Origin of the sequence: Pseudomonas sp. SWI36 (assembly GCF_002948105.1) — a bacterium.
Taxonomy (GTDB): domain Bacteria; phylum Pseudomonadota; class Gammaproteobacteria; order Pseudomonadales; family Pseudomonadaceae; genus Aquipseudomonas; species Aquipseudomonas alloputida.
This window is the reverse complement of the sequence record NZ_CP026675.1, coordinates 2,614,859-2,629,096: the sequence shown is the minus strand read 5'-3', so window position 1 is coordinate 2,629,096 and position 14,238 is coordinate 2,614,859. Positions and strand designations below refer to the sequence as shown.

At 63.6% G+C, this 14,238-nt stretch carries 10 protein-coding genes; 4 read left to right on the top strand and 6 right to left on the bottom strand.

Features of this window, described 5'->3' with window-relative positions; all coding sequences use genetic code 11:
* Window positions 1–98: 98 nt before the first annotated feature.
* The 3 genes from sutA to glnK all read right to left on the bottom strand — a co-directional run bounded on the left by sutA (window position 99) and on the right by glnK (window position 2,574).
* Window positions 99–428 (bottom strand): transcriptional regulator SutA, encoded by a 330-nt coding sequence (sutA, locus tag C4Q27_RS12640; protein ID WP_003253643.1) that lies wholly within the window; start codon window positions 426–428, stop codon window positions 99–101.
* Window positions 429–857: 429 nt separating this feature from the next.
* On the bottom strand, window positions 858–2,189 hold the full coding sequence (locus C4Q27_RS12635) for an ammonium transporter (protein ID WP_003253642.1): 1,332 nt from the start codon (window positions 2,187–2,189) through the stop codon (window positions 858–860).
* Window positions 2,190–2,235: 46 nt separating this feature from the next.
* Entirely contained in the window at window positions 2,236–2,574 is a 339-nt protein-coding gene (glnK, locus tag C4Q27_RS12630; RefSeq protein ID WP_002555808.1) for a P-II family nitrogen regulator, read from the bottom strand.
* Between the two features lie 536 nt (window positions 2,575–3,110).
* On the opposite strand from glnK, the gene C4Q27_RS12625 reads away from it, so the two are divergent.
* Together C4Q27_RS12625 and C4Q27_RS12620 are read left to right on the top strand one after the other, a co-directional pair.
* Window positions 3,111–3,377 carry an accessory factor UbiK family protein gene (locus C4Q27_RS12625; RefSeq protein WP_014592818.1) on the top strand — a complete coding sequence of 89 codons (267 nt, stop codon included), beginning with the start codon at window positions 3,111–3,113 and terminating at the stop codon, window positions 3,375–3,377.
* Complete coding sequence (locus tag C4Q27_RS12620; RefSeq protein ID WP_020190994.1) at window positions 3,378–3,731, top strand: gamma-glutamylcyclotransferase family protein; 354 nt, start codon at window positions 3,378–3,380, stop codon at window positions 3,729–3,731.
* On the opposite strand, the gene C4Q27_RS12615 is transcribed toward C4Q27_RS12620, so the two are convergent.
* A complete protein-coding gene (locus C4Q27_RS12615) occupies window positions 3,685–5,754 on the bottom strand; it encodes a DUF4034 domain-containing protein (protein ID WP_081273160.1) in 2,070 nt (689 codons plus the stop codon). The genes C4Q27_RS12620 and C4Q27_RS12615 overlap by 47 nt on opposite strands.
* A 262-nt stretch (window positions 5,755–6,016) precedes the next feature.
* Between C4Q27_RS12615 and C4Q27_RS12610 the strand changes: the two genes are divergently transcribed.
* Window positions 6,017–7,507 (top strand): YifB family Mg chelatase-like AAA ATPase, encoded by a 1,491-nt coding sequence (locus tag C4Q27_RS12610; RefSeq protein ID WP_064491287.1) that lies wholly within the window; start codon window positions 6,017–6,019, stop codon window positions 7,505–7,507.
* 68 nt (window positions 7,508–7,575) lie between these two features.
* On the opposite strand, the gene C4Q27_RS12605 is transcribed toward C4Q27_RS12610, so the two are convergent.
* Together C4Q27_RS12605 and C4Q27_RS12600 are read right to left on the bottom strand one after the other, a co-directional pair.
* The gene (locus C4Q27_RS12605; protein ID WP_177410005.1) at window positions 7,576–7,944 is read right to left on the bottom strand and encodes a response regulator transcription factor; all 369 of its coding nucleotides are present in this window, start codon (window positions 7,942–7,944) and stop codon (window positions 7,576–7,578) included.
* Window positions 7,941–8,933, bottom strand: coding sequence for a response regulator (locus tag C4Q27_RS12600; protein WP_104886913.1), 993 nt, complete (start codon window positions 8,931–8,933; stop codon window positions 7,941–7,943). Before C4Q27_RS12600 ends, C4Q27_RS12605 begins: the two co-directional genes overlap by 4 nt.
* Window positions 8,934–9,172: 239 nt before the next feature.
* On the opposite strand from C4Q27_RS12600, the gene C4Q27_RS12595 reads away from it, so the two are divergent.
* Window positions 9,173–14,221, top strand: a complete 5,049-nt coding sequence (locus tag C4Q27_RS12595) for an ATP-binding sensor histidine kinase (RefSeq protein WP_104886912.1) — start codon at window positions 9,173–9,175, stop codon at window positions 14,219–14,221.
* Window positions 14,222–14,238 lie beyond the last annotated feature (17 nt).

Sequence of the window (14,238 nt, the reverse complement as noted above, 5' to 3'; positions counted from 1 at the left end):
GGAGCGGGCATGCCCGCGAAGAGGCCGGCACAGGCAACACAAAACCCACAGGCATAAAAAAGCCCGCAGCGACGGCGGGCTTTTTTGCGATCAGCCACTCAGATAGGGCGGCTGCCGTACTTGTTGTCTGGCTTCTTGGGCGGGTCAGCGACCACGTTGGCCTCGACTTCCTGCACCTTGCCACCGCGAGAAAGGAATTCTTCCATCGCCTTGGCCAGTGCATCACGCTCTTTCTGCTTGGCTTCCATGCTCGGCATCTCGTCTACCGAGACTGCTGCCTTGGATTTGCCCTTGGCAACGGGTGCCGGGCTGCTGTCGTCATCGCCAGCGTCTTCCACGCCGTCGTCAGCCGCCCCTTCAAGGACCTCATCACCCTCGTCTTCGTCGCCTACTTCGAGGTCATCATTTTCCAGATCGTCGTCGCTCATGTTCTACCTCATGACTTGCGAAAAGCAGGTTGGTTATAGACCAGTGCAGCCGTAGACCGGCAGCCACCAGTGAAAATTCAACTGGCCGTGGGTTAGGCCACTGCCCTTGGGTCGGCACTCCTGATGGGAGGCGGCACCCAGCAGGCCCTGCTCCTGGCAGGACCTGACAAATCCATTAGCCCCTGCTGGCCACACGCTATTGGCAAGCCTAGCAAAGGCTGGCGAAGTGTGTGGACTACTCGTCAAACACCCTTCGGCGCGCATTCTAGCGCGCCCGTGGAAAAAGCAAAGCACCATAAACGCCCTGCGGCTTGTAAGTTTTTTACCTACGTCACGAACGTGTCGAATAAACCGTTTGCCGTGCGGGAAATGCTGAAAAACTGGCAAAAAAATGCCCGGCAAGCCGGGCAAGTTTTTACCGCGTCGCAGTTACAGGTTGTAGCCGCGCTCGTTGTGCTGAGCCAGGTCGAGGCCGACCGACTCTTCTTCTTCGTTGACCCGCAGGCCCATCACCACATCCAGCACCTTGAGAATCACGTAGGTGACGATGGCGGTGTAGACCACGGTGAAAATCACACCTTTGGCCTGGATCCAGACTTGCATGCCGATGTCGGTGACGGTACCGAAGCCGCCCAGCGCCGGAGCCGCGAATACACCCGTGAGGATGGCGCCGATGATGCCGCCAACACCGTGCACGCCGAAGGCATCCAGCGAATCGTCATAGCCGAGTTTGCGCTTGAGCGTGGTGGCGCAGAAGTAGCAGAGCACACCCGAAACCAGGCCGATGATCAGCGCGCCAATCGGCCCGACGGTGCCCGCAGCCGGGGTGATGGCGACCAGGCCAGCAACCACGCCCGAAGCGATGCCCAGAGCACTTGGCTTACCGTGACCGACCCACTCGGCGAACATCCAGCCCAGGGCGGCGGCGGCGGTAGCGATCTGAGTGACCAGCATGGCCATGCCGGCAGTACCATTGGCGGCAGCAGCAGAGCCTGCGTTGAAACCGAACCAGCCGATCCACAGCATCGCTGCGCCCATCAGGGTATAGCCGAGGTTGTGCGGGGCCATCGGCGTGGTCGGGTAGCCCTTGCGCTTGCCCAGTACCAGGCAGCAGACCAGGCCTGCGATACCGGCGTTGATGTGCACCACGGTGCCACCAGCGAAGTCCAGTACGCCCCAGTCCCACATCAGGGCACCGTCACCGCTCCACACCATGTGGGCGATCGGCGCATACACCAGGGTGAACCAGATACCCATGAATACGAGCATCGCCGAGAACTTCATGCGCTCGGCAAAGGCACCGACGATCAACGCCGGGGTGATGATGGCGAACGTCATCTGGAAGGTGATGAACACCGCTTCAGGGAACAGCGCGGTGGCCGAGGTCAGGCTGTTGGGCGTGACGCCGCTGAGGAAGGCCTTGGAGAAGCCGCCAACGAAGGAGTTGAAGTTAAGCACGCCCTTTTCCATACCGGCGGTATCGAAGGCCATGCTGTAGCCGTAGACGACCCAGAGAATGCTCATCAGGCCGGTGATTGCAAAGCACTGCATCATCACCGACAGCACGTTCTTGGATCGCACCATGCCGCCATAGAACAGGGCCAGGCCCGGAATGGTCATGAACAGCACCAGCGCCGTTGCGGTCAGCATCCAGGCGGTGTCGCCGGAATTAAGCGCTGGGGCAGCTTCCTCTGCCAGGGCAAGCCCGGGCATTACGAGGGACAATAGGGCTCCTAGCCCTGCGATCTTACGCAGAGTCATGTTGTTTTCTCCTGGGGCGTTGGGTTTGGTGAGGCTTTTTTGCTGCTTAGATCGCGTCGGTATCGGTTTCGCCGGTACGGATGCGGATCGCCTGCTCCAGATTCACCACGAAAATCTTGCCGTCACCGATCTTGCCGGTGTTGGCTGCCTTGGTGATGGCTTCGATTACCCGATCAAGGTCTTTGTCATCGATGGCGACATCGATCTTCACCTTGGGCAGGAAATCGACCACATATTCAGCACCGCGATACAGCTCGGTGTGGCCCTTCTGCCGACCGAAACCTTTGACTTCGGTGACGGTGATGCCCTGCACGCCGATTTCCGACAGCGACTCGCGCACGTCGTCCAGCTTGAACGGCTTGATGATGGCTGTGACTAGCTTCATGAAACTCTCTCCCGATTTGGTGGACTTGCCCCAGGAAAACAAACCCGTCTCAAGTCTAAGCGCAGCGGTTGGCTTTGTAACGCGTCGTCGGCATCCGGCTCCGCGTGCGCACTGCCTGGTCACAAGGAACTGCTTCAGTGCATGGCTCGTACAGGTCTTTGCAGAAACCTTGCCAGTTCCGACAAAGCGCCGAAAAACAGCGCGTTATGTGATTTGCTCGGGATTGGCCAGTCGCCAGCATGGGAAACATGCACAATTTCGGTGCGCAGCAGCGGGGCAAGTTGCGCGAAAAATGTGCAACGGATTAGAAACCGCAGATCATTCTTTTTCGTGAGCAACTGTCTTGCTCAATTTCTAAAAGTTGGCGCGATCGCTGTGGGAGCGGGCTTGCCCGCGAACACGGGCGAAGCCCTTGCCATCCACCGCGGTGTTTTCTTCGCGGGTAAACCCGCTCCTACGAAGGCCAATGTGCACTCAGGCGCCAGGTTTGTGCGTGCTACACTGGCGGCCATTTCTCAGTTTCAGTGGACAGCCCCATGCTCCCGCCCAAAGCCCTTCTCGATGCCCTGAGCGAACAGGCCTCGCGCCTGTTCAGCAGCGATGCCGCCCAGCCCCGTGCGGAACTCGAAAGCCAGTTCAAAGTGTTGATGCAAGGCGCCTTCAGCAAGCTGGACCTGGTCAGCCGCGATGAGTTCGACAGCCAGATGGTTGTACTGGCGCGTACCCGCGCACGCCTTGAGGCCTTGGAAAAACAGGTAGCCGAGCTGGAAGCCCGGCTGAACCCAACTTCACAGGATGAATGAATGCAGCCCTCCAGCGCATACCCGGTACTGTTGTTTTCCTACGGCACCTTGCAGGATAAAGCCGTGCAGTTGGCCAACTTTGGCCGTGAGCTGAACGGCCAGGCCGACCGTATGCCGGGCTACCGCCTGGACTGGGTCGAGATCACCGACCCGGGCGTACTGGCGACCAGCGGCAAGTCTCATCACCCCATCGTTTCCCCCAGCAGCCAGGCCAACGACAGCGTGGCCGGCATGGTCTTCCAGATCAGCGAAGACGAACTGGCAGCGGCGGACCGCTATGAAGTTGCCGACTACAAGCGCGTCGCAGTCACCCTTGCATCGGGCCTGACAGCCTGGGTTTATGTGCGCGCCTGAGCCCGTCCGATGCAGGTTGAACCCGCAACGACTCGGCGTGGGTAAAGGCCTGTTTCGGTGGTAGCTCACTTGCATGCAGTGTGCCGCGGAACAATGCCGCCCCGCACTGAGTAAACAACGTCTTCACCCGGCTGTGCGAATTGAGGATCTGGGCCTGGATATCACCAATGGCCGAATCCCTTGGTTGCAAGCTGGCCGCTCGGTTGACCCATTGGATGGCGGCAAAGCGGCTTTGCTTGCGGGTGCCACGCCCCTGCATCCAGGCCAGCCCCAGTTCGGCGCTGGCACGCCCTGCAAGCCACGGGTCCGGGTGCTCGACCAGGCTCAGCAGGTAAGCAACCGCCTCACTTCGCTCCTGCGCCTCACCAAACCGGCGTAACAAAATCCCCAGGTGCAACCGCGCACACGCATTGGTCTGCCCGTTGCCCAGCGCGTCGACAAGCAGGCGCCTGACCGCCAGCATGGCACTGCGCTCGTTCAGATCCTCATCGCCGTCCATGCGCAGGCAGGCCAGGTTGTACTTGGCCTGCCTGCTGCCCGCCTCCACCGCACGCTGCAGCCAGTACCCGGCTGCTTCGTCGTCCAGGTAATGCGCCGGGGTGTTGGCCAGGCCGCCATGGTGCAGCTCATACAAGGCCAGGGCAGCACCCGGCAGGTTCAGTTCGGCGCAGCGTTCATACAGGTAGCAGGCCACTTCATGCCGGTTGGCTGCCCACAGCAATCGCGCCACTTCAAGCACTTCGAACCCCGGTGCCTGGCCCGCGAACTGGCGACTCACCGCCCGTTGCAACCATAGCCTTGCCTGCTCGGCCGAGCGTGGCAGCGCCCACAGCCCGAAACGGTGCCCGACAGCGCGTAATGCACAGGCAGCAGCATGTGAACGGCCGTCACACAGGCGCTCAATGGCGCTGTGTAACAGTTGCCTCTCATCTGCCATGCCATTGCGCAGTATCAGCTCGGCCAAACAGCGAAACGGCACGCCCATGGCGCGGATGGCGCCGAGATCGGCATTGCACGCCAAGCTCGCGGCAAAGTCGCGCATAGCGCCAGCATGGTCGCCCGATGCCCCGCTGCGCAGCGCCCCCCGCCATGCCAGAACGACAGCACGTTCCCTGGGCCTCAACGGGCGTTGTGACCAGTCTTCGAACACGTGCTGCCAGTCGGCGACGGCTTGCAACGGATCAGCCTGTGGCAGCATCAGCCGGCCTTCGACGGCCATCCAGTGCAGCGCATTACGCAAAGGCTCGTCCCAGGTTGCGCACAACGGGCCATTGATCAACAGCTCGAACGCATCGAGGCTGCCGCCCCAGCGTGGCAGCAGGTACACAGCAAGGGCCTGGATCGCTTCGAAGCAGCCGGGGCGGGCGATCAGCGCATGGCGCAGCCAGTAATAGCGAGGGTCCTCGTTTTCATGGTCGACCCGCTTGCCCAGGTAGCGCGGCAGCGCCTGTGGCAGCTCGGCCAAGGGCAAAAGCCCATGCCTCACCAGCAACGGCGCTGCAGCTTCCTGTACCTCTACATCGGCATGGGCACTGGGCCTGAAGCGTGCAGGCTCCCCCTGGAACAGTTGGAGCAACCAACCAGGCTCATGGAACTGCGCACTGATGCGCAGCATGCCAATGGCCGCTGCCACGGGGTGCGCAGAGCGGTCCATTGCACGCAACAGGTGCGCGGTGGCGGATTCACAAATTTGCGCGACCGCCAGCAAGCGTGCAGCGTTGCGTGGGCCATCAACCTGCACCTGGCAGGCTCGGTGGAAGCAGTGCATACCCATTACCACTTGTGGGTGGTAAGCCCTGGGGCACGCGTCAATCCAGGCTCTGAGCACTTGGCTCAGGGCCCTGTCGCCCTGGTTTTCCTGGTCGAGCAGCATGTGCCCGTCAATGGCCGCCAGGTAGGCCGGGAACTCGCCGGGCGGGGCCTGACGCCACTGAGCCTCAAGCCTGTCGAAAAAGCGGTTGAGTTCAACGAATGCACTGGCCTGCACCAGTTCGCGCATTACCTGGTGCGTGCGGGTGAGCATTTGCACGGTGCAATACCTCAAGTCCATTTGAAAGAAGACGCAGTGCCATCCCATGGCAACTGCGGTTGCCCAACAACACTAAGTCATACCTGACGCCTGCGCAAAGCCTATTGGATCCATTTTTGCCGAACCGCATGAAAACGCAGGGAAAACCCCTGCCCTGAAAAACCACGACGCACACTTGTTGCGCCTGCCGTGGCAGCACTGGCTATTCTTTGCCCAGCCGCAGGAAGCGGCATTTTCCAGCAACAACGGAGTGTTCATGTCCCTAGCCCTCGTCCACAGCCGCGCCCAGGTAGGCGTGCAGGCACCGGCGGTCAGCGTCGAAACCCACCTGGCCAACGGCCTGCCTCATCTCACCCTGGTCGGCCTGCCGGAAACCACGGTCAAGGAAAGCAAGGACCGGGTGCGCAGCGCCATCGTCAACTCCGGGCTGAAGTACCCACAGCGGCGCATTACCCAGAACCTCGCCCCCGCCGACCTGCCCAAGGATGGCGGCCGATATGACCTGGCCATCGCCCTGGGCATCCTCGCCGCCGACGGCCAGGTGCCGATTGCCACCCTGACCGATATGGAATGCCTGGGCGAACTGGCGCTGTCGGGGAAATTGCGCCCAGTGCAGGGCGTGCTGCCTGCGGCACTCGCGGCACGCGAAGCAGGCCGGGCGCTGGTAGTACCACGGGAAAATGCCGAGGAAGCCAGCCTGGCCGGCGGGTTGGTGGTGTATGCGGTGGGCCACCTGCTGGAGTTGGTCGCCCACCTGAACGGCCAGGTGCCGCTGCCGCCCTACGCTGCCAACGGCCTGATCCTGCAGCAACGCCCCTACCCGGATTTGAGCGAAGTGCAGGGCCAACTGGCAGCCAAGCGTGCCTTGCTGCTGGCTGCGGCCGGTGCGCACAACCTGCTGTTCACCGGGCCGCCCGGCACCGGCAAGACCTTGCTCGCCAGCCGCCTTCCCGGGCTGCTGCCACCGCTGGACGAGCACGAAGCGCTGGAAGTGGCGGCAATCCAGTCGGTCAGCGGGAAAGCGCCGCTGAACAGCTGGCCACAGCGACCCTTTCGCCACCCCCATCACTCTGCGTCCGGCCCGGCGCTGGTCGGTGGCGGTAGCCGACCGCAACCAGGTGAGATCACGCTAGCCCATCACGGCGTGTTGTTTCTCGACGAACTTCCGGAGTTTGAGCGGCGCGTACTGGAAGTGCTTCGCGAGCCACTGGAGTCAGGTGAAATCGTGATTGCCCGTGCCCGCGACAAAGTGCGTTTCCCCGCGCGCTTCCAGCTGGTGGCAGCGATGAACCCCTGCCCTTGCGGCTACCTGGGCGACCCCACTGGCCGCTGCCGCTGCAGCACCGAGCAGATCGCGCGCTATCGCAACAAGCTGTCCGGGCCACTGCTGGACCGCATCGACCTGCACCTGACCGTGGCTCGCGAGAGCACTACGTTGAACAACCAGCCTTGTGGTGAAACCAGTGCCGATGTCGCCGTCAGGGTGGCTGAAGCGCGGGAGCTGCAGCACAGGCGACAAGGGTGTGCGAATGCATTTCTCGACCTTGAAGGTTTAAGGCACCACTGTGGGTTGGTAGCGGCGGATCAGGTCTGGCTGGAAGGGGCCTGCGAGCGGCTGACCTTGTCGCTACGGGCGGCGCACCGGTTGTTGAAGGTGGCGCGGACACTGGCGGACCTGGAGGGATGCGAGACGATTGGCCGGGCGCACCTGGCCGAGGCCCTGCAGTACCGACCGGGGAGCAGTTAGATTGCCAGGGTTGTGATGCCCCCCTGCAGGAGCGGGTTCACCCGCGAAGAGGCCGGCACAGCCATACCTCACTGACCGCCAGCCAAAGCCTCTTCAACCACCTTCAGCAGCACCTCTTCAGAAAACGGCTTGCCCAGGCAGGCCAGTGCCCCAAGGCCCATCGCTGCCCGTACCGAGCCATCGTCCCAATGTGCCGACATGCAGATCACCGGCAAGCGCCACCCCCGCTGTGCCAGCTCACGCTGTACCTCCAGCCCGCTCATCCCCGGCATTTTCAGGTCCAGCAACACACAGCCCGCCTCGCCCGCCAGTGGCGAAGCCAGGAATGCGTGCCCGGCGGAAAACGACAAGGTCTCGAACCCCGCCGAGCGCAGCAGGTTGGCCAGGCTTTTGCGCACCGAGGCATCGTCGTCGACGATGCACACCTCTCTGCTCATGCGCCGCCCAGGCTCGCAGACCGCGCTCCGAGGAGGTTGTGCATGGCCGCAAGCTCCAGCAGCGAGCGGGACTGCATCTTGTTCATGATGTTCTTCTTGTGCACCTTGGTCGTCACCTCGCTGGTGCCGATCTGCCTGGCGATCTGCTTGTGCGACAAGCCGCCTACCACCAGCGAGAAGACCTGGCGCTCACGCTGAGTCAGGCGCTGGTACTTTTCCTCGACCTGCCGCGCCTGCAGCCACTTGCGGCCTTCGGCCACGGCCCGGGCGCGCACTGTCTGCAACAGGGTCAGCAACTGGTCTTCATCGAACGGCTTGGTCAGAAACTCCACCGCCCCGGCGCGCATGGCCTGGACGGTCATCGGGATGGTGCCGAAACCAGTCATGAACACGATCGGCCAGGGCAGCGCCAGCCGGCACAGCGCATCCTGTACCTCCAGGCCACTTGTGCCAGGCAAGTGCATGTCCAGCAGCAGGCAGGCACAGGGGGTTTCCAGGCGAGCCTCGAACAGCGCCTCGGCACTGGCAAACAAGTGGTGCGGGATGTCCTGCGAGCGCAACAGCCGGCCCAACGCGGTGCGCACCGACGAGTCGTCATCCACCACCAACACCGGCACATTCACGCGCTCATCGAGCGGCTCGACAGTCTCGGCCAGGCTGCGCAGCAACGACCTGCCCAATGCCTCACCAGGCTCCTCGAGGCTGATCTGCGCGGCCAGGCGATAGCCCCGGCGCGGCACGGTCTGGATCAGGCCACGGTCGCCAAAGGCCTTGCGCAGCAAGGACACCTGAACCTGCAAGTTATTGTCCTCGACCACCGTGCCGGACCACACCTGGCTGAACAACTCGTCCTTGCCGACCACGCGGCCCTTGGCCCTGATCAGCGTGGCCAGCACGTCGAAAGCACGCCCACCCAACAGGATCGGCTTGCCATCGACAAAGACTTCGCGCCGCTCCAGCGACACCTGGGCATTGCCTATTCGGATCATGGCTTCCTCGCGCGGGCACGGGCGTTTTCGCTGCCCTGGGCAGCCTAGGCCAGCGTTGGCGTTCAGACAATTATCCCGAGGGATAGGTTGGCCCAAGGACTATACAAAAGCCCGCCTGCCCCAAGGGGACGATAACGGACAACAGCGTGCCCGTTCCTGCCAAGCAGGCTGTAACCCGCATCCATGCTGGGCCCGCTGCGTATACTCGCGCCTCAGGATGTCGCTAGCGGGGGTGCTTTATGCTCGATGAACGCCTTGCCCACAGGCCCATCGATTACGACCAGTCAATCGACGAGGGCTGGCTGAAGCGGTGCGAGATCAGCGCGCTGGGCCAGGAAGGTGAACTCAGCTATTTCCGCCTGCGCGACCCAGCCACAAATCAGGCCTGGATCGCCGTGCGCGCGCCGCTCGAGGCTCCTTCCGCCTGTCAGCGCCTGGAACGTGACTACCGCCTGCAACTGGACCCGCAGTGGGCGGTGATCCCCTCGGCGTTCGTGCGCTCGGCCGAAGGCCCGTTGCTGGTGTACCCGGCCGGGCGCTCAGTCGCCGACCTGATCGCTGAAGGCCCTGCTGCACTGGAGCCGTTTCTCGACATCGCGGTGAACGCTGCCCATGCGTTGGCGCAAGCGCACGAACGCAATGTGCTGCACGGTACATTGCAGCCTGAACATGTATACCTGCGCGCCCACCAGCGGGTGCGCCTGGGCTTCTTTCGTGCCGACCCAGCAGAGCGGATCAGCGAACAGGGCACCCCCCTCGGCAACTGGGCCTACCTGGCGCCGGAGCAGGTTTGCCCGCACGGTAGCAGCAGCGACCGACGCAGTGACATCTATGCCCTGGGGGCAATCCTCTACCAGTTACTGGTAGGCGAACTGCCGCTGGCCGGGCGCGACACCCTGCACTGGCGACAGCTGCATGCTGGTGTGCAGCCGCGGGCGGCCAGCGAAGCGGACAGCAAGGTGCCGCACCCCCTCAGCCTGGTCCTGGCAAAGGCCTTGGCCAAAGAGCCGGACGCCCGCTACCAGAGCGCGCGCGCCCTTGCAGTGGACTTGGCTCACTGCCAGCGGCAGTGGGCCGCCCACAAAACCATGGCGCCCTTCACCCCAGGCTGCGCCGACCCGGTAGCGCCCGGCCACGCGCGCCTGTTTGGCCGCGGCGCCGAGCAAAAGGCTATCACCCTGCTGCTCAAGGCCTTGCATCGCGATAGCAAACCACAAGCCCTGGTCATCAACGGCGCTGCTGGCATGGGCAAGTCGAGCCTGGTCGAAGCCGCTCTCAAGGCCAACGCCGAAGGTTACTGGGCCGTCGGCAAATGCAACAGCCACACCCAAGCAGTGCCCTACACGCCCTGGATCGAAATACTCGGTGCCCTGACTACCCAGTTGCTGGCCAAGAACAGTCAGGACCTCGTCACCCTGCGCCGCGAGATCCAGCGCCGCATCAAAAGTCATGGTCGTCTGCTCGGCAAGCTGGCCCCGGACCTGCAACTGATTCTCGGCCCCCTGCCCCAATTACCCGCCAAGCCCACGCGCCTTGCGTTGCAGAAGGAACTGCACGCGATCATTGAATTCCTGCAGGTTTTCAGCCGGCCTGGCCAACCGCTGGTGCTGTTCTTCGACGACCTGCAATGGGCCGACGACGCCACCCGGCAACTATTGGCCCAACTGCTGGCTGAAGCGCCGGCCAACCTGCTGCCGATTTTCGCTCGGTGCAACGATACGCCCACCACCAGCGCACCGCTGGCCATACCCGCAGCGGTGCGCAGCACCACGCTGAACCTGCGGCCGCTGGCCGTTGGGGCGGTGGCCGAGCTGATTGGCGAGCGCTTCCATGTTGCCCCCGAGGCCGCATTTCAACTGGCCAAACGGGTGCATGGCAAGACGGCGGGCAATCCGTTTTTCATCAACCAGATCCTCAGGGCCATGGTCGAAGACCAGCTGTTCATCTTCGACACCCAGGCCATGCGCTGGTCTTGGTGCCTGCAGGCCGTGGCCCGGCACTGCTACTCCGACAATGTCGCCGACCTGATGGTCCACCGTCTGGAGCGCCTGCCGGCACCGCAACGCGACCTGTTGCGGGTCGTCAGCGCGGCGGGCAGCCACTGCGATGAACACCTGCTTCGGCAAGTGCTCGCCCAACCGCCAGGCGAACCCTTGAAAGCCTTGATTGGGGCTGGCTTCCTGCAACCGGGCCAGAACGGCTTGGGCTTCACTCATGATCGGGTGATGGAGGCCGCCTATGCACTCACGCCCGTGCACCAGCGCGCCTCGCTGCATGCACGTATCGCCCTGGCCATGCGCCAGGCTTGGCCAGGGCGAACGCACGAGGTGTTGTTCGAGCTCGCCAGCCAGCTACAACGCGCCACCCCATGCGGGTTTGCAGCGGATGACTGCGAAGCGTTCCTGCAGCTTTTACGCGAAGCCGCATCATGCGCACGCGACGCCGGCACCTTCGAGCAGGCCGCTGGTTACCTGCACACCGCCGAGCAGTTGCTGCAGCACAGCGCCACGCTGGAAAGCCGCGCCACGCATGGCTTTGCCATCGCCTGCATGGCGACGGAGTGCGACATGCAACTGTCACGCACGATCGCGGCCGAGGCCCGCCTCACTGAATGCCGCCAGCGTGCCCGCTCGGTGTTGGACCAGGCGCGGGCGTGCCGGCTGCAGGCACTGCTGTACACCTTGCGCGGTGACTATCAAGCGGCTATCGACAGCGCCCTGGCCGGCCTGGACTTGCTGGGCATCAGCCCGGTGCGGGGCCTCGACTGGCAACAGGTCGAGGCCAGTCATGCCCATGTGCAGGCGTTGATCGAACAGAAGGACCGGCATTGCCTGGAGTCACTGCCGCGCACCGATTCGGAGGATGTGACGGTTGCCATCAGCCTGCTGGCCACTCTGTCATCATCATTCTTCGTGAAGGACGACATCTGCTTCCTGCACCTGGCCAAGCTCATGGAGATGTCGCTACTGCACGGCGTTGCCCCTGGCAGCACCTACGGCATGGCCTGGTACGGCGTGATGATTGCCGAGCGTTTTGGCGCTTACCATGATGGCCATGCCTGTTGCCTGGCCGCGCTCAAGCTGATCGAACGGCACGGTTTCGACGCTGATCTGACCAGCGCGTTGCTGGCCCTGGACCAGGTCAGCGCCTGGACCTCGCCCATGGAATTCGCCCGACGTACCGCGCTGGACGCGGTTGACTCGGCGCGCCTGAGCGGTGACCTGGCGATGAGCTGCTATGCCTGCAACCACCTGGTTTCAGATTCGCTGTTCATGGGCCGCTACCTGCCGGACGTGGTCGAGGAAGTGGCGCAAGGCCTGGCCACTGTGCGTCGTCACGGCTACGGCGATATCGAGCAGATCCTGCTGGCCCAGCAAGCGTTCGTCGCCAACCTGAGCGGCACGCCCTGCCCCGCCCCGGCCACCGCCTCGAGGTCGCCCACCACGCGGTTCTTCCAACACCTGTTCGCCGCCATGTGCGCCTTCTACATGGGCAATATCCCGAAGGCCATGCGCGACCTGGCATTGGCCGGCGACAACACCTGGGCCGCACCGGCGCACATCAACCTGGCCGACTATCACCTGTTCCGCGGCCTGGCCCTGGGCAGCCCCGAGGCGCACGGCAGCCTTGCCGACAAGCTGCGCGAGCTGCAGGCCCTGCGCGAGCGCTTCAGTCGCTGGGCCGGCTTCAACCCGGCCACCTTCCGCAGCAAGCAGTTGCTGATCGAGGGCGTCATCGCCAAGCTCGAAGGCGACGGCCTGGCCGCGATCCGCTGCTTCGACCAGGCGCAAATCGCCGCCACCGCTGCCGGCTTCATCCACGAGCAGGCGCTGGCCCATGAACAGCTGGCCGAGGTGTGCATCCCCAGCGGTCTGATCTCGGGCGCCAACCTGCACCTGCGCATTGCCCGCGACTGCTTCCACATCTGGGGCGCGACCGGCAAGGTGCACCAGCTGGAGACGTTGCATCCGTTTTTGCGTACCCAGCCGATTCAGGAGACCTATCGCGCCACCCATCAGGCCAGGCTGGACCTCGAAGCCGGCATCGAAGCCGCGCGGGCGCTGTCCGAGGAAGTGCTGCTCGAAGGCCTGATCGAAACTCTGATGGGCCATCTGACCCAGCACTCCGGTGCCGACCATGGCGCGCTGCTGATTGTAAGCGGCGCCGAATTCCAGATGGCCGCCCTGGCCTACATCGACGATGCCGGGCTGCACGTGAGCATGGACAACTGCCAGAAGTTCATGACCCAGGCACCGCTGTCAGTCATCAACACCACCATGCGCACCCGCAAACCGCTGGTGCTCAACGATGCCCTCAGTGAGTGCCCGGAGGCCTTCCGCCAACAGCTGCAGGCGCGCAACGCCCGCTCGGTGCTGTGCCTGCCGCTGGTGATCCAGGGCGTGCTGATCGGCCTGGTGTACCTGGAAAACCGCCTCGTGCCGAACCTGTTCGGCAGTCAGCGCCTGGCCATGCTGGAAATCCTCGCCTCGCAGGCAGCGGTGTCGCTACAAACGGCCAAGTTCTACACGCGCCTGGCCGAGGAAAACCAGATCCGCACCCAGATGGAGGCTGAGTTGCGCCGCTCGCGTGCGGAACTGGCGCGCAGTGCGCACTTGCAGGCGATGAATGAGCTGTCAGCGTCCATCGCCCACGAGATCAGCCAGCCGCTCCTGGGCATCGCCTCCAATGCCGCGGCCAGCCTGCGCTGGCTGAAACGCGCCAAACCCGACCTGGAAGAAGCGATTGCCGGCCTGGAAGACATCCGCAACGACAGCGAACGGGCCGGCAACATCGTGCGGGCGCTGCGGTCCCTGGCCAAGCAGTCACCGATGCAACTCAGGGCGGTGAAGCTGGACGAATTGATCCGCGAGGTGGTGCGCCTGACCTCGGCCGACGCCGCCAAGGGCAAGGTGGATGTGCAGACACGGTTGAAGGCCGGGGTGTGCGTGACAGCCGACCCTGTGCAGTTGCAGCAGCTGGTGTTCAACCTGATTACCAATGCCCTGGAAGCGTTGGCGGGGTATCGCTGTGACGGGGTGCTGAAGATTACGTCGGCGGTAGTCGAGGACGAGGTGGAGATCTGCGTGGACGACAACGGGCCGGGGATCGCGGCGGACGAGCGTGAGCGCGTATTCGATGCGTTTCATACCACCAAGACCGGTGGCATGGGGATGGGCTTGGCGATCTGCAGTTCGGTCGCCCAGGCCCACGGCGGGCAGCTGCAGGCGCTGGTGTCGCAGTTGGGTGGATGCCGGATTCGTGTCAGTCTGCCTTTGAATCACGCATAGCCTGTGCCGGCCTCTTC